The 19607-nt window shown below is 69.1% G+C and carries 17 protein-coding genes; 9 read left to right on the top strand and 8 right to left on the bottom strand.

The window, feature by feature from the left end:
• Positions 1-114: 114 nt before the first annotated feature.
• Positions 115-1296 (top strand): amidohydrolase, encoded by a 1182-nt coding sequence (locus ABZS29_RS13080; RefSeq protein ID WP_355461443.1) that lies wholly within the window; start codon positions 115-117, stop codon positions 1294-1296.
• Positions 1297-1564: 268 nt separating this feature from the next.
• Here ABZS29_RS13080 and ABZS29_RS13075 read toward each other — a convergent pair whose 3' ends face one another.
• The 3 genes from ABZS29_RS13075 to ABZS29_RS13065 form a co-directional block, all read right to left on the bottom strand.
• Positions 1565-3145, bottom strand: a complete 1581-nt coding sequence (locus tag ABZS29_RS13075; protein ID WP_355461441.1) for a methylmalonyl-CoA mutase family protein — start codon at positions 3143-3145, stop codon at positions 1565-1567.
• Positions 3146-3218: 73 nt separating this feature from the next.
• Complete coding sequence (locus tag ABZS29_RS13070; RefSeq protein WP_355461439.1) at positions 3219-3548, bottom strand: hypothetical protein; 330 nt, start codon at positions 3546-3548, stop codon at positions 3219-3221.
• Positions 3549-3874: 326 nt separating this feature from the next.
• Positions 3875-6796: a hypothetical protein gene (locus ABZS29_RS13065; RefSeq protein ID WP_355461437.1), complete on the bottom strand. Its 2922-nt coding sequence runs from the start codon at positions 6794-6796 to the stop codon at positions 3875-3877.
• Between the two features lie 258 nt (positions 6797-7054).
• On the opposite strand from ABZS29_RS13065, the gene ABZS29_RS13060 reads away from it, so the two are divergent.
• Both ABZS29_RS13060 and ABZS29_RS13055 read left to right on the top strand, forming a co-directional pair.
• Positions 7055-8179 (top strand): glycosyltransferase family 1 protein, encoded by a 1125-nt coding sequence (locus ABZS29_RS13060; protein WP_355461435.1) that lies wholly within the window; start codon positions 7055-7057, stop codon positions 8177-8179.
• The gene (locus ABZS29_RS13055; protein ID WP_355461433.1) at positions 8176-9324 is read left to right on the top strand and encodes a glycosyltransferase; all 1149 of its coding nucleotides are present in this window, start codon (positions 8176-8178) and stop codon (positions 9322-9324) included. Before ABZS29_RS13060 ends, ABZS29_RS13055 begins: the two co-directional genes overlap by 4 nt.
• On the opposite strand, the gene ABZS29_RS13050 is transcribed toward ABZS29_RS13055, so the two are convergent.
• Positions 9321-10136, bottom strand: a complete 816-nt coding sequence (locus tag ABZS29_RS13050) for an MBL fold metallo-hydrolase (RefSeq protein ID WP_355461431.1) — start codon at positions 10134-10136, stop codon at positions 9321-9323. The genes ABZS29_RS13055 and ABZS29_RS13050 overlap by 4 nt on opposite strands.
• Positions 10137-10416: 280 nt before the next feature.
• On the opposite strand from ABZS29_RS13050, the gene sdhC reads away from it, so the two are divergent.
• The 4 genes from sdhC to ABZS29_RS13030 are packed head-to-tail and all read left to right on the top strand — an operon-like array spanning position 10417 to position 13711.
• The gene (gene sdhC, locus ABZS29_RS13045; RefSeq protein ID WP_355461429.1) at positions 10417-10794 is read left to right on the top strand and encodes a succinate dehydrogenase, cytochrome b556 subunit; all 378 of its coding nucleotides are present in this window, start codon (positions 10417-10419) and stop codon (positions 10792-10794) included.
• A gap of 1 nt (position 10795) precedes the next feature.
• Complete coding sequence (locus tag ABZS29_RS13040; protein ID WP_355461428.1) at positions 10796-11251, top strand: succinate dehydrogenase hydrophobic membrane anchor subunit; 456 nt, start codon at positions 10796-10798, stop codon at positions 11249-11251.
• 13 nt (positions 11252-11264) lie between these two features.
• Positions 11265-13007 (top strand): succinate dehydrogenase flavoprotein subunit, encoded by a 1743-nt coding sequence (gene sdhA, locus ABZS29_RS13035; protein WP_355461426.1) that lies wholly within the window; start codon positions 11265-11267, stop codon positions 13005-13007.
• Positions 13007-13711, top strand: a complete 705-nt coding sequence (locus tag ABZS29_RS13030) for a succinate dehydrogenase iron-sulfur subunit (RefSeq protein WP_355461424.1) — start codon at positions 13007-13009, stop codon at positions 13709-13711. The genes sdhA and ABZS29_RS13030 overlap by 1 nt, the downstream gene beginning before the upstream one ends.
• Before the next feature lie 431 nt (positions 13712-14142).
• Here ABZS29_RS13030 and ABZS29_RS13025 read toward each other — a convergent pair whose 3' ends face one another.
• Positions 14143-14550, bottom strand: a complete 408-nt coding sequence (locus ABZS29_RS13025) for a MarR family winged helix-turn-helix transcriptional regulator (protein ID WP_355461423.1) — start codon at positions 14548-14550, stop codon at positions 14143-14145.
• A 54-nt stretch (positions 14551-14604) separates the two neighbouring features.
• Here ABZS29_RS13025 and ABZS29_RS13020 point away from each other — a divergent pair, with 54 nt between their 5' ends.
• Positions 14605-15327: an alpha/beta hydrolase gene (locus tag ABZS29_RS13020; protein WP_355461421.1), complete on the top strand. Its 723-nt coding sequence runs from the start codon at positions 14605-14607 to the stop codon at positions 15325-15327.
• Between the two features lie 13 nt (positions 15328-15340).
• Entirely contained in the window at positions 15341-15643 is a 303-nt protein-coding gene (locus ABZS29_RS13015) for a hypothetical protein (RefSeq protein ID WP_355461419.1), read from the top strand.
• Here the strand turns inward: ABZS29_RS13015 and ABZS29_RS13010 are convergent.
• The 3 genes from ABZS29_RS13010 to ABZS29_RS13000 are packed head-to-tail and all read right to left on the bottom strand — an operon-like array spanning position 15640 to position 19464.
• Positions 15640-16464, bottom strand: coding sequence for a M55 family metallopeptidase (locus ABZS29_RS13010; RefSeq protein WP_355461418.1), 825 nt, complete (start codon positions 16462-16464; stop codon positions 15640-15642). The two genes, ABZS29_RS13015 and ABZS29_RS13010, sit on opposite strands and share 4 nt — an antisense overlap.
• Positions 16461-16685: a hypothetical protein gene (locus ABZS29_RS13005; protein WP_355461416.1), complete on the bottom strand. Its 225-nt coding sequence runs from the start codon at positions 16683-16685 to the stop codon at positions 16461-16463. The genes ABZS29_RS13010 and ABZS29_RS13005 overlap by 4 nt, the downstream gene beginning before the upstream one ends.
• 22 nt (positions 16686-16707) lie before the next feature.
• Positions 16708-19464: an AAA family ATPase gene (locus tag ABZS29_RS13000; RefSeq protein ID WP_355461414.1), complete on the bottom strand. Its 2757-nt coding sequence runs from the start codon at positions 19462-19464 to the stop codon at positions 16708-16710.
• Positions 19465-19607 lie beyond the last annotated feature (143 nt).

Below are 19607 nucleotides of genomic sequence, written 5' to 3'. Positions count from 1 at the left end.
TGCGGTCACCGAGCGCCCGCCACCGCTCACTGTCCGCACTCTGCGTGATCGCGCCTACGGTGCGTCGTCGTGACACTGGGTGAACGATTCAGCGGCCATGTCACAATCGCGGGCATGAGTCATCAGTTGCTGGTCGCTGACGTCCTTGCGCGTGTCGAGGAGGTTCGCGAGACCACAGTCGAGCTGCGGCGGGATCTGCACGCCCACCCCGAGCTCGGGTGGCACGAGGTCCGGACCACCGAAGTACTGGAACGCGTACTGACGGACGCCGGCCTCTCGCCGCGGGTGCTCCCGACCGGAACCGGCCTGATCTGCGACATCGGCTCGGGTGACTCGTGTGTCGCGCTGCGAGCCGACATCGACGCGCTCCCGGTCCCCGACGGCGTCGAGGCGCCGTGGCGCTCGACCAGCGAGGGCGTCGCGCACGCCTGCGGTCACGACATCCACACCGCTGGCCTGGTCGGCGCCGCGCTGGTGCTGGCCGGGATGGCCCGCGACGGCGCATTGGACCGTCGGGTCCGGCTCATCTTCCAGCCGGCCGAGGAGAAGATGCCCGGCGGCGCCCTCGGCGTGATCGCGGCCGGTGGCCTGGACACCGTACGGCGCATCTACGGCGTGCATTGCGATCCGCGCCTACAGGTCGGGCAGGTCGGCCTCCGGGTCGGCGCACTGACGGCCGCCGCCGACCGCATCCTCGTCCGCCTGAGCGGCCCCGGCGGGCACACCTCCCGCCCGCACCTCACCGGCGACCTCGTCTACGCGCTCGCCACCCTCGTCACCGAACTCCCCGCCGCGTTGTCCCGCCGCGTCGACCCGCGCGCCGGCATGTCGCTCGTCTGGGGCCGCATCACCTCCGGCTCCGCCGCGAACGCCATCCCCTCCCGAGGCGAAGCCGAAGGCACGCTGCGCTGCCTCGACGTCGACGCCTGGCGCCAGGCCGCCGACCTGATCCCCACACTCGCCAACCAGCTCGTCGCGCCGTACGGCATCCAGGTCGACACCGAGGTCACCCACGGCGTCCCCCCGGTCATGAACGACGCCACCGCCATCGACGTCCTCCGCTCCGCCGCCCAGCAAACCCTGGGCGCCGGCGCCATCGCCCCCACGGACCAGTCCCTAGGCGGCGAAGACTTCGCCTGGTACCTCGAACACGTCCCCGGCGCCATGGCCCGCCTAGGCGTCCGCCCACCCACCCTCGACACCACCGGCGACCTCCACACCCCCACCTTCGACCCATCCGAAGAGTCCATCTCCTTGGCCACCACCCTCCTGACCTCCGCCGCCCTGCTGGACTAAGGACACCGCTCCGCGGCGGTTGCTTTTTGCCGCCTTTGGCGGCGCCACCGGACCGCCAGGCCATCACAAGTGCGTGCGCGCTACCGGCTCCCGCGTGGACAGCTGTCCGGCGTGCGATTGTGATGGCGTGGGCGTCCGCACGTGACGGCCGAATACCTGCGCCGCGCCGGCGACCTCGGGGGCGCAGCGGTTTGCGCGCCCCCGCCGGAGGCGCAAAAGATGAGCCGCCGCGGAGCGGTGACCTTTGGGGCCGTCTTCCCTGCGTCCTTTAGAACGTGTCGGCGGGGACGTAGACGCCCCAGACTTCGCGGAGGGTGTTGCAGACCTCGCCTACGGTGGCTCGGGCTTTGAGGGCTCGCTTCATGGGGTAGAGGCAGTTGTCGGTGCCGGCGGCGGCCTTCTTCAGGTCGGCCAGGGCTGCGTCGACTTCGGCCTGGTCGCGTTCGGCGCGGAGGGTGGCGAGGCGGGCTACCTGCTGGGCTTCGATGGCGGGGTCGACGCGGAGGGGTTCGTAGGGTTCTTCCTCGGCGACCTTGAACTTGTTCATGCCGACCACGACCCGCTCACCGGAGTCGATCTCGAGCGAGATCCGGTACGCCGACTGCTCGATCTCCTGCTTCTGGAAACCCTTCTCGATCGCGGCGACAGCACCGCCGTACTCCTCGACCTGGTTCATCAGCTCGACGGCTTCGGCTTCGACCTTGTCGGTCAGCGCCTCGACGACGTACGAGCCGGCGAAGGGATCCACGGTCGCGGTGATGTCGGTCTCGTAGGCGAGCACCTGCTGGGTGCGCAGCGCGAGCCGGGCGGCCTTCTCGGTCGGGAGGGCGATCGCTTCGTCGTACGAGTTGGTGTGCAGCGACTGCGTCCCACCCAGTACCGCGGCCAGCCCCTGGACCGCGACGCGGACAAGGTTCACCTCGGGCTGCTGGGCGGTCAGCTGCACGCCGGCCGTCTGCGTGTGGAACCGCAGCATCTGCGACTTCGGGTTCTTCGCGCCGAACTCGTCGCGCATCACCCGCGCCCAGATCCGCCGAGCGGCGCGGAACTTCGCGACCTCCTCGAGCAGCGTCGTCCGGGCCACGAAGAAGAACGACAACCGCGGCGCGAACTCGTCGACATCCAGCCCCGATGCGACTGCGGCCCGGACGTACTCGATCCCGTCGGCCAGCGTGAACGCGATCTCCTGCGCGGGCGTCGCCCCCGCCTCGGCCATGTGGTAGCCGGAGATCGAGATCGTGTTCCAGCGCGGCAGTTCCGCCTTGCAGTATGCGAAGATGTCGCTGATCAGCCGCAGCGACTCCTTCGGCGGATAGATGTAAGTCCCCCGCGCGATGTATTCCTTCAGTACGTCGTTCTGGATCGTCCCGGTCAGCTTGTCACCGGAAACCCCCTGCTCCTCCGCGACGAGTTGGTACAGCAGCAGGAGCACCGACCCCGGCGCGTTGATCGTCATCGAGGTGGAGACCTGGTCCAGCGGGATCCGGTCGAACAGCACCCGCATGTCGTCGATCGAGTCGATCGCGACCCCGACCTTGCCGACCTCGCCGGAGGCGATCGTGGCGTCGGAGTCGTAGCCCATCTGGGTCGGCAGATCGAAGGCGACCGACAGTCCCATCGTCCCGGCGTCGATCAGCTGGTGGTAGCGCTGGTTCGACTCCGCGGCCGTGCCGAAGCCGGCGTACTGGCGCATCGTCCACGGCCGCTGCGTGTACATGGTCGGGTAGACGCCGCGGGTGAACGGGAACTTCCCCGGCTCGCCGAGCTTCTCCGCCGGGTCGAACCCGTCCAGCGCGCCCGCGTCGTACACCGGCTCGAACTCGAACCCGGACTCACTGCGATGACTCATCTGCCCACCGTAGGCGGAACCACCCCTCCACTGGTATGCACAAACCAGGTGAGATCGGGCACCCTCGGGTGCACTACCCGGCCGCGAACGTGATCCGGGCCCACGTGGCCCCCGGCCCCTCCTGGTGCAGGGTGGTGGTCTCCCCCGGCGCGAGGCTGACGCGGAGCGAGCCGCTTCCCAGTACGGCGTTCTTGGCGTCGAGCAGCTTCCACGTCAACGGGACCGCGTTGAGGTAACCGGTTGTGGTGTTCGTCGCGTTGAGCTGCAGCGCGATCCCGGTCGGCGTCGTCGCGACCCGGATCGCGGTCAGCCGGAACGGGCCGGCGGTCGTGTCCGGGACGCCGCGACCGGGGCCGCCCGGTGAGGTCCTCGGCGCGACCCGCCCGGGTGCGGGCGGCGCCACACCGGTCGGAACCGTCTCCGGTGACAGCGGAAGCGGCGGCTGCCCCGGCCCGGCCGTGCCCGGCGGGGCCGAACTCGGCCCCAACCCAGGCGGCGCGGACGGTCCGGACCCGGGCGGCGCGGACGTCGGCCCGGACCCAGGCGGCGCGGACGTCGGGCCGGACCCAAGCGGGCCGGACCCGGGCGGCCCAGATGACGGCTGGCCGGGGACCGGGCCGTCCGTGCTGACGGCGGCCGACGGCTCCGGGCCGGTCTGGGGACCCGCTGCCCCGAAACATCCGGAGCAGCAGATCACCAGGAACCCGGCCAGGACCGCCGTACGACGGGCTAGTGCACCCACAGGTCTCCGATCGTGGGCACAACGCGCCCGGACTGATAGACCCCGCGCGAACTCGACATGGTGGCTTCGAACCAGTCCTTCCGGCTCAGGATCGGACCGAGGTCCGCGAGCCGGAGCCGCACGGTCGCCGGGGTGTTCAGTGCCAGCGTGCCCTGCGCCTGAACTATCGCCTGGTTGCCGACCCGGACGATCCAGTCGTCCCGCAGCCCGACGAACAGGCCCTGGCTGGTCAGCAGTTCGGTCACGCCGACGGGCTTCCCGCGCGAGTACCCACCGGTCACCGTCAGCTGCGTCTGGTGCCCCGCCGAGTCCGCACCGAGCAGTCCGAGACCGCTGATGTCGGCGCGCTCGTCGTACGCGACCAGCTCGGCCTCCGGCCCGCTGCCCTGCCAATAACCGTTGCCAGCGGCAATCGACGGCTTCACCTTCCAGAGGTCGACCGGCAGTCCGGTGGCCGGCGTCGCGGCCTTGCCCGCGGCGTCTGCCATCGCCAGGAACCGGTACGGCGTGCTGCCGAGCGTCGGCGTCAGATCGAACTGCACCTGCGCGAGGCCGAAGTTGCCCGGCGAACCGTCGTCCTCCTGCGTCGCCTGCGCCGCCAGTCGCGGTGTGGTTCCGCGGGCCACCAAGGTGTCACCGGTGTAGACCAGCGTGAGCTTCTCCTTGGTGATGACGAACGGCTTGCTGCTCGAGCTCGGCAGGTACCCCGGATCACCCGCGAACGCCGCGCCGGCGGTCGTCGTACTGGCAGGTTGGTCGATGACGATCGACGAGGCCGCCGTACCGGTCGGATCCGTGGTGCCGGACGCGGTCTGCGTGCCGAGGCCGAACGCGATCGCCTTGCCAGTGAGCGGCGTCCCGCTGATGCCGTCGGTCAGTACGGCGGACACCGCGGCCGGGTCCGAGTAGTCGGCCGTGGTCGAACCGGTGTACACGAGGGCGGTCGCGCGTCGTTCCACCGTGTAGGTGTCCCGGGCAGAGGCAGCGGCGTGCTTGCCGAGCCGCGGGACCGAGGTGGTCAGCCGGTAGCTGCCCGGGTCGACGGTGATCGCCGGATTGGCGGTCGCCGTACCGGTCGCGTCGGAGACTGCCGTCACCTCTTGCGTGCCGTCGGCCGAGGACAGCCGGAAGGTCACCGTGGCGCCGGCGATCGGCGCCAGCCCGTTGTCGGCATCGCGAACAGTGGCTGCGAATCCGGCGCCCTCACCCCACGGCTGCGACAGATCGCCGGTGTAGTCAACCTGCGTCTGGTGCAGCTTCACCTGCAGCCGCATCGGACTCGTCGAGCTGATCCCGGCCGCCGTCGTACTGCGTCCGACCACGGTCACGTCGATCGTCGTCTCCGGCGCGTCGGCGGGAGCTGTGACCGTGATGTTCGCCGTACCGCCGGTCGCGGCCGCGAGCGTCTTGCGGTCGGTCGAGGCCGTCCAGCCGGCCGGCAGCCCCTGGACGGTGAAGTCGAAGGTGTCGGTCGCCTCGCCGGTGTTCATCACTGTGAACGAGACCGGACTCGCCTCGGTCGGTACGACGTCGGCCACGCGCGGCGCCGCCTTCGCGTCGGTCGAATCGACGAGTACGCCGGGTCCCCGGACATCGAAGTACGCGCGGATGCTGGAACCGCTGCAGCCGACGGCCCGGACCGCGACGTTCGAGGCGGTACCGTCGCGCCAGGTCCGGCTCATGGTTCGCTGCGGAGTCCTTGTGTCACAGGGATCCCAGGCATCGGTGTCGGAGCCGCCGTAACAACCACCCGCGCCACAGCCGTCGGTCGTGGTCCCGTTCGGCCGCATGATGTCGATCGGGCGCTTCGTGTCGTCGCTGCTCTCCCAGATCGTGTCGTCGGCACGCCAGATCGCCAGCCCGCTGTCGTGCACCGACTGCTCGTAGCTGTTCGCGATCCGCTGGCGGTTCTCGACCACGAAGTAGTTGTCGGTCCCCTTCGACGGGTCGTACAGGATCGCGAACGGCTGTGAGCCGGTCGCGGCGTTCGAGATGTCGTAGTAGCCGTCCTGGACGATCACGTTCGGCGTCCCCCAGCCGAAGTGCAGCTTCTCCCAGCCGTTCGGGCCGAACAGCAACGAGTCCGGCGGGCCGCAGGTCGGCCCGGACAGCGCCCAGGAACCGACGCCGAACCCGTAGAGGTCACGCATGTGGGTGGTCTCGTGGCCGACCTCGTGGATCAGCGTCATCAGGTTCGTCAGGGTGGTGTTGAGCCCGACGCTGTGCGTGGTCAGCGTCTTCCCGTCGTACGTCGCCCCCTCGGACACGCGGGTGGCACCGCAGTTGTCGGCGTTGGTCTCGTCAACCGGTGTGGCCGGGTTGTCGGCGATCGGGTTGCCGGTCCGGACGCTCACCACGGTCAGTTCGAGGTCGTCGACCCGGCCGTCGTTGTTCGTGTCGAACGGCGCGAAGTTCACCGCCGCGTTGGCCAGTTCGAGCACCCGGCGCGACCGCGCCGAATCGCCGAGGCCCTCGAACGAGGCGAAGGTTCCGGCGTTCACCACCACGACGCCGTTGTTGGCGGTTCCGTCCGTCTCCGCGGCCGGGGTCAGCAGCAGATCGCCGCCCGACATCGTCCGGAACCAGTCACCGACACTGGGAAAGCCGCCGAAGAAGCGGTTGGCGGCCCAGGCCTCGGTCGCGCCCGCCTGGTCCGGAACATCGCTGAACCGCGGCAGCACGACCAGCAGCGGCCGGTCCCGTTGCCCGCCGATCGGGCTGTAGACCTGGTCGTTGGCTCCCCACGACGTGTCGTGGAAACTCCCCGGATGCGAGAAGTCCGGCGGCGGCGCCGGGTACGGCGGTAGTGCGTGCGCCGCACCGGACTGCAGCAGCCCCCAGCCGATCAGGCCGAGCACCCCGAGCAGCAACGCCCGGCCGCAGGCAGACAGACGTGTTCGATTCCCCATGACGAACTCCCCCGATTCGGTGTCATCCCCGGCGGCCGGTGCCGCCCCCAGCACATCGATCGCTTGCCAGTGGACCGGATCGGCCGCGCGGTGTCCAGGCTCGGGCGGGCGACGCCGTACAGGTCTGCCCGAAGATGCATCGGATGCCTCAAAGTCACCCACCGGCCACCCAGCGGCCCCGGACCCGTCGTCAGGGAATCCACAACCGGTCACGGCAGTGTCGCCGAGGGTTCATGCGCGACCCGGAACCTCCGAAGTGTGCGAATCGTGATGGTTGCCGAGACCTTCCTGCCGCAGATCAATGGCGTGGCGAACACGGCTCGCCATGTCGCCGACCGGCTTCGGGCCCGCGGGCACGAGCTGCTCATCATCGCGCCCGGCCCGGGCCCCGACCGGTACGGCGATGTTCAGGTGATCCGGGCGCGCAGCTTCCGGACGCCGGGGTACAAGGAGTTTCCGGTCGGGCTGCCGGATCCGTCGATCGAGCGGGCGATGGCCGAGTTCCGGCCGGACCTCGTGCATGTGGCCTCGCCGTTCATCATCGGGGCGTACGGGCTGCGCGCGGCGCGCCGGCTCGGGCTGCCGACGGTTGCGATCTTCCAGACCGATATCGCCGGGTTCGCGCGTCAGTACCCGTGGTTCGCCGCCGCGGACCGCGGCATCTGGCGCTGGGTACGACGGACGCACAGCCGCGCCGACCGGACGCTCGCACCGTCCACCGCGTCCGTGGAGGCGCTGATCCAGGGCGGCGTACCGCGAGTGCACCACTGGGGTCGCGGCGTGAATCTCGACCTGTTCGATCCGCGGCACCGCGACGAGAGCTGGCGTCGCGAGATCTCGCCGGACGGCCGGCCGATCGTCGGGTACGTCGGTCGCCTGGCTGCCGAGAAGAAGGTCCGGCGACTTGCCGAGCTCACCGATCTCGGCTGCCAGATCGTGATCGTCGGCGACGGCCCGGACCGCGCAGCCCTCGAACAAGCGTTGCCGCAGGCAACCTTTCTCGGGATGCGCCGAGGTGCCGATCTGGCCACGATCTTCGCCGGGCTGGACGTCTTCGTGCACACCGGCGAGCACGAGACCTTCTGCCAGACAATCCAAGAGGCACAGGCGTCTGGCGTCGCGACCGTCGGCCCGGCCGCGGGCGGTCCGCTGGATCTGATCCACCCGGGCGTCAACGGTCTGCTGTTCGAACCCGGCCAGGCCGGGTCCCTCCGCGCGGCCGTCAGGACCTTGCTGGACCACCCCGAGGCCCGCGGCCGGATGGCGGCCAGCGGTCTCGAGCGAGTCCAGTCCCGCACCTGGCCTGCGGTCGTCGACGACCTGGTCGACCGCCACTACGCCCAGGTCCTCCGCGAAACCGCCGCCGTCCGGCGGGTGGCATGAGCAGCCTCAGAATCGCCCAACTGGCGAACTTCGTCGGACCGACCTCCGGCGGCATGCGGACCGCGATCGACCACATCGGCCAGGGGTACGTCGAAGCCGGCGCGGACCGAATCGTGATCACACCGGGCGAACGGGACGCGGTGATCGAGACCGAACACGGCACCGTCGTTCGCGTGAAAGCGCCGAAGGTGAGCGGCGGCTACCGCCTCATCACCACACCGTGGACCGTGATCGACGTACTGAAGAAGTTCCAGCCGACGACCGTCGAGATCTCGGACAAGTCGACACTGCTCCCGGTGGCCCGATGGGCACGCAAGAACGGCGTCGGCACCGTCCTGTTCAGCCACGAGCGCCTGGACGCGATGCTGGCCCTCGGTGCCGCGCGCCCCGGCCAGCTCGGCGGTCACGACGTACTGCGTCCTGGCCGGATGCTGCACGTGGTGGGCGCGGTGACCGCGCTCTACAAGATCCTCAGTCGCACGTACGACGCGGTCGTGGTGACGTCCCGTTACGCAGCGGCCGAGTTCGACGACGTGACCACACCGCTGGTCCGGATCCCGCTCGGGGTCGACCTCGATACGTTCCATCCCGACCTCGGTCAGCCGGCGGACGACGGCGTACTGAAGCTTGTGCACGCCGGCCGGCTCTCCCGCGAGAAGAGCCCGCATCTCGCGGTCGCCACGGCCGTCGAGCTACATCGCCGTGGCGTCAAACTGCAGCTCGACGTCTACGGCACCGGGCCGCATCTCGACGAGCTCATCGAGATCGCCGGCTCGGCACCGATCACCTTCCACGGGTACGTCGACGGCCGCCGTACCCTCGCCAAGCACCTCGCCGAGGCAGACATCGCCTTGTCGGTCTGCCCCGGCGAGACGTTCGGCCTCGCCGTACTGGAGGCGCTGGCCGCCGGTACGCCGGTCGTCACGGCCAACACCGGCGGTGCTCGCGAACTGGTCGACGAGACCTGCGGTCGTTGGGGACGCGCCAATCCGGTCGCGCTGGCGGACGCCGTACTGCAGCTGGCTCAGGTGCCTGACCGCCGCGCCGCGGCCCGTCGCCGGGCCGAGCGCTACGACTGGGACACCTGCATCCGGCACATGCTCGCCCTGCACACCAGGCTGGCGCAGTCCCGCATCGCCGCCTAGGTGAGGTGGTCGTACTCCCCGCTGGTCCACGCCATGTGGCGATCGGCAGAGCGCCGTACGACGGCCTTCGCGTCGACCGGGATGACCGAGCCGAAGTTGTTGTAGAGCCGGTCGAACTCGTACGGGTCGAGCGACTTGGCGACGCGGTCGACGACCGCGCCGGACAGCGGGATGCGGTTCGGGTAGCTGCGCATGAAGCTCACCGAGGTGCGGTCCGGGTTGGCGAAGATGGTGTCGCCGGACAGCACAACACCCTTGCCCTCGGCACCATCTGCCCAGTGCACGACCGCGCTGCCCGGGAAATGACCGCCAGGCTGGAGAAGGGTCACCCCCGGCAACGGGTTGAGTACGCCGGTCCACGTCTGAATGACGGGATCCTGCCGGGCGACCCACTGGGCGTCCGGTTCCGACACGTACACCGGCACGTTGCCCAGGCGGTGGCTCCATTCGACCTGGACGCCGTACATGTGGGGGTGGCTGGCAACGATCGCGACCACCTCGCCGAGCTCCCGGATCCGGCCGACCGCGTCGTCGTCCAGGTAGCCGATCGGGTCCCACAACAGGTTGCCCTCGGCCGTTGTCACCAGCATCGACTGCTGGCCGATTCCCACCGGCGGCTTGGACGTCACGCCGTACAGGCCGGGTTCGACCTCCTCGACGGCCACCTCGGTGCCGGCCGCGGCCAGCTCCTCCAGCGTCGTCCAGTGCTGCCCGTCGGCCGGCACCCACTGCCGCTCGTCGGCACAGATCGCGCAGACCTCGACCTGCTCGGAGTGCTCCACCGCACAGGTTGCACAGATCCAGAAACTCACCGTGATCTCCCCTCCATCGACTTGTGACCCGACTCTCGGCGTTCAAGCCTGGTTGAAGTCAAGAACACCGCGGGGTCATCGGTCGAGGGCCACTCGCGGCCTGGCTGCCCGGGCCAATTGAGGCCCGCCTACGACCCGCGGGAGAGCGATGTCACACCTGTCAGGACAAAAGCGCCAACCCAGCGGGACTACCATCGAGACCGGCCGGGTTTTCGCCGGGTCGAGCCGATCGCGGCAGCCGCACCGGCTCTCTTTTCCGAGATCCGATCGGAGGATCGGTTTGCCCAGCAAACCAGCCGGCACGCTCTACCGTGGCCGGGAGGGCATGTGGTCATGGGTCGCGCACCGGATCACCGGCGTGGGGATCTTCTTCTTCCTGCTCGTGCACGTGCTCGACACAGCTCTGGTCCGGGTGTCACCGGAGGCCTACAACGAGGTCATCGGCACCTACAAGAACCCGATCGTCGGCCTGATGGAGGTCGGACTGGTCGGGGCCATCCTGTTCCACGCGTTCAACGGCATCCGGCTGATCCTGGTCGACTTCTGGGCCAAGGGCCCCCGTAACCAGCGCAAGCTGATGATCGGCGTCGGCGTGATCTGGGTCGTCCTGTTCGTGCCGTTCGTGATCCGGCACCTCTCCCACGTCTTCGGAGGCTGAGATGTCCGATATCGCAGCTCCCCGCTCCAGCAGCCGGGCCCGCTCCCTCAAGGGCGGCGGCCGGAACCGGTCCGGCCAGACCAACTTCGAGCTCTACAGCTGGCTGTTCATGCGGCTGTCCGGTCTCGCGCTGGTTGTCCTGGTCCTCGGGCACCTGTTCGTGAACCTGATGCTCGGCGGCGGCATCACCGCCCTCGACTTCGCCTTCGTGGCCGGCAAGTGGGCCAACCCGCTGTGGCAGGTCTGGGACCTGCTGATGCTGTGGCTGGCGATGCTGCACGGCAGCAACGGGATGCGCACGATCATCAACGACTACGCCGAGAAGGACCAGACGCGGTTCTGGCTGAAGGCCCTGCTGATCACGGCGGCGATCGTGATCGTCGTCCTCGGCACCCTGGTCATCTTCACCTTCGATCCCTGCCTCGACCCCAGCAGCACGCTGTCGGTCTGCAAGTAAGGACAGTTCTCAGATGCAGCGGCATCAGTACGACGTGGTCATCGTCGGCGCCGGTGGAGCCGGTATGCGAGCGGCCCTGGAGTCCAGCAAGCGGACCCGGACCGCGGTGCTCACCAAGCTCTACCCGACCCGGTCGCACACCGGCGCGGCCCAGGGCGGCATGTGCGCCGCCCTGGCCAACGTCGAGGAGGACAACTGGGAGTGGCACACCTTCGACACGGTCAAGGGCGGTGACTTCCTGGTCGACCAGGACGCCGCCGAGGTGATGTGCCGCGAGGCCGTCGACGCGGTCCTCGACCTGGAGAAGATGGGGCTGCCGTTCAACCGGACCGCCGAGGGCAAGATCGACCAGCGGTTCTTCGGCGGCCACACCCGCAACCACGGTGAGGCCGTCGTACGGCGGTCCTGTTTCGCCGCGGACCGGACCGGTCACATGATCCTGCAGACGCTGTACCAGCAGTGCATCAAGCAGAACGTCGAGTTCTTCAACGAGTTCTACGTTCTCGACCTGCTGATGGTGGGCGGCCGGGCGACCGGTGTCGTCGCCTACGAGCTGGCCACCGGTGAACTGCACATCTTCAGCGCCAAGTCGATCGTGTTCGCCTCCGGCGGGTTCGGCAAGGTGTTCCGTACGACGTCCAACGCGCACACGCTCACCGGCGACGGTATGGGCATCGTGTGGCGCAAGGGCCTGCCGCTGGAGGACATGGAGTTCTTCCAGTTCCACCCGACCGGTCTCGCGGGTCTCGGCGTACTGCTGTCGGAGGCCGCGCGCGGCGAGGGCGGCATCCTGCGGAACTCGGACAACGAGCGCTTCATGGAGCGCTACGCGCCGACCGTGAAGGACCTCGCGCCACGCGACATGGTGGCGCGCGCGATGGCCAACGAGGTCCGCGAAGGCCGTGGCTGCGGCCCGGACAAGGCGTACGTGATGCTCGACCTCACGCACCTAGAGCCCGCGCACATCGACGCCAAACTGCCGGACATCACCGAGTTCGCGCGCACCTACCTGGGCGTCGAGCCGTACACCGAGCAGATCCCGGTCTTCCCGACCGCGCACTACGCGATGGGCGGCATCCCGACCAACATCAAGGGCGAGGCGCTGGCCAACAACGACGACGTCATCCCGGGCCTGTACGCCGCCGGCGAGGTCGCGTGTGTGTCCGTGCACGGCGCCAACCGGCTCGGCACCAACTCGCTGCTGGACATCAACGTGTTCGGCCGGCGGGCCGGCATCGCCGCCGCCGAGTACGCCGAGACCGCGTCCTTCGAGGAGCTGCCGGCCGAGCCGGAAGCCTTCGTCGTCGAGCTGATCGAGGGCATGCGGAACGCCGAAGGCCAGGAGCGGGTGGCCGCGATCCGGGCCGACCTGCAGGCCACGATGGACCTGAACGCGCAGGTGTACCGGACCGAGGGTTCGCTGAAGCAGGCGCTGACCGACATCGAGGCGCTCAAGGAGCGGTTCGCCCGGGTTTCCGTGCAGGACAAGGGCAAGCGGTTCAACACCGACCTGCTCGAGGCCGTCGAACTCGGCTTCCTGATCGACCTGGCCGAAGTACTGGTGGTCTCCGCCCTTGCCCGCAAGGAGTCCCGCGGCGGGCACTTCCGCGAGGACTACGACAAGCGCGACGACGTCAACTTCATGCGGCACACGATGGCGTACCGCGAGGTCGATGCCGAAGGCAACATCAACGTCCGGCTGGACTACAAGCCGGTCGTCCAGACCCGCTACAAGCCGATGGAGCGGAAGTACTGATGGACGTCAAGGTCAAGATCCTCCGGTACAACCCCGAGATCGTCGACGAGGCCGAGTGGAAGACCTACGCGGTCACCCTGCAGCCGACCGACCGGGTCCTCGACGCACTGCACAAGATCAAGTGGGAGCAGGACGGCACGCTCACCTTCCGCCGCTCCTGCGCCCACGGCGTCTGCGGTTCCGACGCGATGCGGATCAACGGCCGTAACCGGCTGGCCTGCAAGACCCTGATCAAGGACCTGTCGCCCGAGAAGGAGATCACCGTCGAGCCCATCAAGGGCCTCCCGGTGCTCAAGGACCTCGTCGTCGACATGGAACCCTTCTTCGACGCCTACCGCTCGGTGATGCCCTTCCTGGTCACCAGCGGCCACGAGCCGACCCGCGAGCGGATCCAGTCCCAGGCCGACCGCGACCGCTTCGACGACACCACCAAGTGCATCCTCTGCGCCGCGTGTACGACGTCCTGCCCGGTCTTCTGGTCCGACGGTCAGTACTTCGGCCCGCAGGCCATCGTCGGCGCCCACCGCTTCATCTTCGACAGCCGCGACGAAGGCACCGAACAGCGCCTCGAGATCCTGAACGACAAAGAAGGCGTCTGGCGCTGCCGCACCACCTTCAACTGCACCGACGCCTGCCCCCGAGGCATCGAAGTCACCAAGGCGATCCAAGAGGTCAAGCGAGCCCTGATCTTCCGCCGCGTCTGAGCTTCCTGCTGCTGTTCAGCCTCTGCCTGCTTTGTGCGGGCAGAGGCTGTTTCTTTGTGCGCCACCGCGCGACCGACTACCCGTGGGAGCGTGTGGCCGGACTACCGCCGTGGTGCTCGCGGAGCGGGCGAGTGCTGTAGAGCCGGCGACTGCGGACCTGCACAGCTCCACAAATGCCGGCCGCAGAGTGCGCTCAGGCGTGGCGAGTGCCGCCGACAGCAATTGTGGAGTGCCGGCGGTCCGCACCTCAGGCGACGTAGAGGCCATGCGGACGTCCAGCACTCACTAACGAGGGCCAACCAAGGCTGCTCAGGCGTGAGCCGGCACCTCCGAGAGCACTTAGTGAGTGTTGGCGGTTCGCCGTAGGCGAGGCGACGGCATCGCACGGCGGTTCCGGAGTACGGCAAGACGTGGTCCAGCTTCGTCCCGCGTTAGGCGCCGGCTTTGACCAGAAGCTTGAGCAGGGTGGCGCGTTCGGCGGGGGTGAGGGTGCCGACGGAGGTGGCGAGGACCTCGTCGACGAAGGCGGCGCCGTCGAGGCGGAGGCGGTCGCCTTCGGGGGTGAGGCGGTGGCGGATGGCTCGGCCGGAACCTTCGACGCGCTCGATGAGGCCGCGGGCGATCATGCGGGTCGCGAGCGAACCCATGGACTGGTCGGTCTGGAAGGTCAGTTGCGCCAGGTCATGGAGGGAGGCGTCGGGGTTTTCGTGGAGGCGGCGCAGGACGTCCCATTGCGGGAGCGAGATGCCGAGGTCGGCCAGGCGCTTGCTCATCTGGGAGTGGTGCAGCCACTGCAGGCGCTTCACCGCGATGCCGACGTCCTGAACGCTCGTCTCCACCCGACGGACTTTACCAGGTTGTTTATATAAGGATGCTGATCTAAGGTTCTTTATATGAACCTCGAAGAGTACGGCGCCGGTCGTCCCATCCTGCTTCTGCACGGCGGCGGTGGACCGCAGACCGTGGCGCCGTTCGGCGCGCAACTGGCCGACGAGCTCGGCGTGCGCGTCGTCGTACCGACGCATCCCGGTTTCGGTGGGACGACCCGGCCGGACGACCTGACGACGATCGCCGGGCTGGCCCGCCGGTACGTCGATCTGCTCGACGAGCTCGATCTCACCGACGTGACGGTGATCGGGAACTCGATCGGCGGCTGGATCGCGGCCGAGCTCGCCTTGCTGCAGTCGCCGCGAGTGAGCAGGCTGGTGGTCGTCGACGGGGTCGGCATCGAGGTGCCGGGCCATCCGGTCGCGGACTTCTTCAGCCTGACGTTCCCCGAGGTCGCTCAGCTCAGCTACCACGATCCGGAGCGGTTCCGGATCGATCCGACCGCCCTTCCGCCGGAGGCTCAGGCCGTGCTGGCCGGCAACCGCGCCGCGCTCGCCGTGTACGCCGAGAAGATGGTCGACCCGAGTTTGCGCGAGCGGCTGGGCGACATCGCCGTACCGACGCTGGTGGTCTGGGGTGACGCCGACCGGATCGCCGACCCCGACTACGGCCGTGCGTACGCCGCCGCCGTACCGGGTGCTCGTTTCGAGCTGCTCCCGCAGACCGGCCACCTGCCCCAACTCGAGAGCCCTGAGCTGCTCATCGATGCAGTGCAGAGGTTCTGGTGAAACACTGACCGGCATGGACTGGACCCGGGAACCTCATGCGCGGTTGATCGCGGCCGCGTACACAGTGGCGTTGTTGGCGTGGCTGATCGGCGTGGTGTGGATTCTGTACGGGCAGTTCAGTGCGAGTTCCGCGGAGCAGATGGTGGTCGGGATCGTGTTCTTCGCGATCGGTCAGGCGTTGATGATCAGCGTGGCCTTCCGGTTGCGGAAGAACTTTCCGACGAGTCGGGCACCCAGCTCGTTCTCCCAGGCCTGGCAACGGCTGAACCTCGGCCTTGAGCTGCCGACCGCGGTGCGGCTGCTGCTCGGCCGCTAGCAGTACGGCGGGTTCGAGGTGACCGCGGTCGCCACGCGCAGGAAGAGGTTGAAGAGCCGGTAGAGCTGAGGCATATCGGCCGTGACCGTGACCGTGCGATCGTCGCGGCGAGCCACGCCAGGGATGGCGGTCAGGTGCGAGACGACCGAGGCGGACTGCCAGCGGACGCTGAGAGTGCGCGCTCCAGCCCCGACGGCAGAAGGCAGCGAACGAAGGGCTTCCCGAGCCCCGGCTTCGATGGCGCTGCGAGCTTCGGCGACAGGCACCAGCTGAGCAGCGAACCGATCCTTCGCGTACTTCACCGGGACCGTCCGGATCGAGGAGTTCCAAGCGACAGCCTCAGCGCAGGCGGTGTCGTCGCCGGTGAGCAGCACAACCGGCACCCCGTACGCCGATGCTGTCGCCTCGAAGAGCCCTATCTCGCCGGTGACCTGGTCGTCGAGCCAGATGTCCTCGATCTCGTGCCCCATGAAGCTGTGACTGAGCACGCCGAGAACGCCCGCACGCGCGTGGAAACCGACGCACAGGACGGCGTCGTACGAGCTGTCGAGCCCTTCGATCATGCCCATCGGCTTCGGCCGGCCCTTGATCAGCAGCGCCCGCGGATCGAGCAGGTCCGGCAGCAGGTTGCGCATCGGGCCGTGAGCGTCATTGACCAGTACGGCGGCCGCCCCGGCGGCGAAGGCGCCGCGGGTGGCGGCGTTGACGTCCTCGGTCATCATCCCGCGGCCGCGCTCGTAGTCCCGGCCGGGCGGTTGCACGTCCTCGGCGTCGACCAGGCCGGTGACGCCCTCCATGTCGGCGCTGATGTAGACCTTCACGACGACGAGGTGACCTTGGCGGCCTTGTAGGCGCGCACCCCCCAGGTGCCGAGGACGGCCGCGATCACCAGGTTGACCACGATCAGGATCGTGTGGGCCACGTAGTACCCGGTCGGACGGTCCTCGGTGTCGACCAGCGCCTTGATGAATCGCAGATAGGTGACCACGGTCCAGATCGCGATGCCGAGCAGGACCAGCGCGTGCTTGCGTTCGAGTTTCACCCCGCCATTGTGCCTGGGTGGATCAGGTGCCGGGCCGGTCCACCATGCGGAGGAGCTGGGTGCGGTTCGCCACTCCGAAGCGGCGGTAGAGGCGGGTCAGCTGGGATTCGACCGCCTTGACCGACAGGTAGAGCGCGGCGGCGATCTCGCGGTTCGTGGAACCGTCGCGGACCATCGCCACGATCTGCTGCTCGTTGTCGGTCAGCTCCGACGGCTGGCGGCTGCGGCTCGGCACGTCCAGGCGGGCCAGCTCGGTCTCGGCCACCTCGCGCCACGCGGGCGCGGCGCAGGTTTCGAACTGCTCGATCGCGTCCAGGAACGCCGTCCGCGCCACCGAACGACGCCGGGCCTGCCGAGCGACACGACCGCGGGTCAGCTCACAGCGGGCCAGATCCAGCGGGTACACGCGGTCGCCGGCGCCGGCGATGGTTCGCTCCAGCAGGTCGAGCGCGGCGGCCGGGTCACCCTGCTTGGCGATCAGCAGCGCCTCCGACCTGGCCAGACCGATCAGCACGATCGGACGGTCCAAGGTGGCCGCGCGGGACCGGATGTCGGCGATCAGCGCGGCCGCGTCGTCGAGCCGGCCGGCCGCGACCAGCGCCTCGGCGTAGTCGGCGTGCCACGGGATGATCGCGGGGTCGAACGGCATCGCGGCCTCACCGGAATCCGCGATCGCGTCGAAGGCCTCGACGGCCCGCTGCGGGTCACCGGCCAGTACCCCGATCAACCCCTGTACGGCGAGGGCCGGGCCGGTCCACTCGTCGTTGCCGACCAGGCGGACGCCCTCGATCGCCGCGTCCGCGAGCTGGCGCGACATCGCCGCCGTACCGCCGGCCCACTCCGCGCGGCTCGCGATGATGAGGCCGACCTCGGCCTCCTCGCCGATGTCCTGCATCAGCTGGTAGCACTCGTGACCCGCGCTCAGTGCTTCGGCACCGCGGCCGCTGCGTTCGTAGATCGCGGTGGCCGAGATCAGCACCGAGGCCAGCCAGCGCATCGCGCCGCCGTCCCGGACCTCTTCGACCAGCGAACTGATCGCGGCGATCGCCGCGTCCGTCCGGCCGCGGAACAGCTCACTCATCGCCGCCATCTGGCGAGCGTTCACGACCGCCTTGGTGAGCGGCAGATCGCGAGCCAACTCGGCAGCCTGGGACAGCAGGAAGTCGGCGCTCTGGTCGGCCCGGCGAGACATCAGCACCGAACTGGTCGCGCTCAACGCATCGACCAACGCCTCGGTGTCGCCGGAAGATCGCGCCAGTTGCTCGGCCACCCGGGCGTGCTCATGAGCCTCGTCCAAGCGGCGATCGAAGTACGCGCTGTTGCTGAGCCCGATCCGAACCCGCGCCTCGAGCCGCTCGTCGCCCCGGGCAACAGCAAAGGCGTCGGCCAGCAGACCGACCCGGCAGTCGCGGTCCGGCCAGCATGCGTCGACCTGCAGCAGCAGCGCCGGAACCTTGGTGTCCGGACGCGTCGCAACCTGTACGGCGAGGCGCGCCATCTCAGCGGATTCCGCCAGATGCCCGGCGGCCGCGGCGTCATCGGAAGCCCGGGTCAGCCGGCGAGCCCGCTCGTCCGGCAGGCTGGCCGGCGTCCGCTCAGCCGCGAGTCGCCAGAGGGTCGCGGCCGCACCAGGCGCACCGCGTCCGGCAGCCACGGCTGCGGCCTCCTCGATGGCGATCGCGAGGTCGGCGTCGGCCTCTTGAGTGGCCAGCGCACGATGGGTCGCGTTCTCGACCGGTTCATCGACGACCGCGGCCAGCTGGGCGTGCGCCTGACGGCGTGCGGCCGATGTCGCTTCGGCGTACACGTACTCCCGCAGGAGCGGGTGCGCGAACCGGAGTCGCTCAGAGGCGATGTCGATCAGCCCCAGCGCCTCGGCTTCGGCGAGCTCGGTCTCGATCGACCGCCCCAGCGACTGCGCGAGCTGCGTCGTCGTGGGGCGCGGGGACGATGCCGCATGCAACAGCAGCTCGTGGGCGCCTGGGCTCAGGTCGGACAGGCGATCACCGAGGAGCGTCTTCAGCCGGCTCGACACCGGCAGCGGGTCATTGGGCGACACGCCCTGCGGGTGCCGCAGTACGGCGCGCCCGAGCTCCAACGCCATGAACGGGTTACCGGCGCTCGCGGTGAAGATGCGGCGCGCAGTGCGAACCGGGAGCGGGCTGGAGAGCCGCTGCCGCAGCAAACCCAGTACGTCGGGCTCGGCCAGCGGCGGCACTTCCAGCTGCAGCACGGGCTCCGGGCAAGCGTCGGCCATCACCGGCAGGTCGCCGTCGGCCACCTGCTCCGTGGCCAGCATGTGCACGCCTTCGGACAGCCGCCGGGCACAGAACGTGAGCACCTCGAGGCTCGACGGGTCCACCCACTGGATGTCGTCGACCACGAGCAGAACGGGTCCATTCGCCGCCAGGCGACGCAGTACATGGAGTACGGCGAGGCGCACCGCGAGCTCGTCGCGGACGGTGTCCGGAGCGCTTGCCTTGAGCAAGGCGACCTCGAGCGGCTGCCGGAGGTGGTCCGGCAGCACCTGCCAGGCGAGCTCGAGCTGGTTCGAGAGGAGGTCCAGGAGCGTGACGTAGGGCAGACCGGCTTCGCTCTGTGAGGGCGCCGCGCTCAGGACCCGGCAACCGGCTTTGGTCCGGTCCGCGACCAGCGCCCGGCCCATCGCCGACTTGCCGATACCGGTCGGGCCATAGAGCAGCACACTGCCGCTGGTCTCGAGCTGCTTCTTCGCACGCTCGACCAGTCCGCTCCGCCCGACCAGCTCGTCGTCCGTCACTGAACTCCTCGAAGGTTTACCTGCGTCGATTAAAACAGGCAACGACCGCCCGACACGGCGCGTGTCACATGAGGAAACCGTCTCGACACCATCCTGTCACCGGATCCTGCCGTGTCAGAGCGGTCAGCACGGCACGATCGTGC

It is taken from the genome of Kribbella sp. NPDC005582 (assembly GCF_040605415.1).
Taxonomy (GTDB): Bacteria; Actinomycetota; Actinomycetes; order Propionibacteriales; family Kribbellaceae; genus Kribbella.
This window is presented reverse-complemented; position numbering and strand designations above follow the sequence as displayed.

Coding starts and splice junctions, on each gene's coding strand:
- ABZS29_RS13055 (WP_355461433.1), top strand. CDS start 8,176: ATGAGCAGCCTCAGAATCGCCCAACTGGCGAACTTCGTCGGACCGACC.
- ABZS29_RS13065 (WP_355461437.1), bottom strand. CDS start 6,796: ATGGGGAATCGAACACGTCTGTCTGCCTGCGGCCGGGCGTTGCTGCTC.
- ABZS29_RS13075 (WP_355461441.1), bottom strand. CDS start 3,145: ATGAGTCATCGCAGTGAGTCCGGGTTCGAGTTCGAGCCGGTGTACGAC.
- ABZS29_RS13030 (WP_355461424.1), top strand. CDS start 13,007: ATGGACGTCAAGGTCAAGATCCTCCGGTACAACCCCGAGATCGTCGAC.
- ABZS29_RS13020 (WP_355461421.1), top strand. CDS start 14,605: ATGAACCTCGAAGAGTACGGCGCCGGTCGTCCCATCCTGCTTCTGCAC.
- ABZS29_RS13080 (WP_355461443.1), top strand. CDS start 115: ATGAGTCATCAGTTGCTGGTCGCTGACGTCCTTGCGCGTGTCGAGGAG.
- ABZS29_RS13040 (WP_355461428.1), top strand. CDS start 10,796: ATGTCCGATATCGCAGCTCCCCGCTCCAGCAGCCGGGCCCGCTCCCTC.
- sdhA (WP_355461426.1), top strand. CDS start 11,265: ATGCAGCGGCATCAGTACGACGTGGTCATCGTCGGCGCCGGTGGAGCC.
- ABZS29_RS13015 (WP_355461419.1), top strand. CDS start 15,341: ATGGACTGGACCCGGGAACCTCATGCGCGGTTGATCGCGGCCGCGTAC.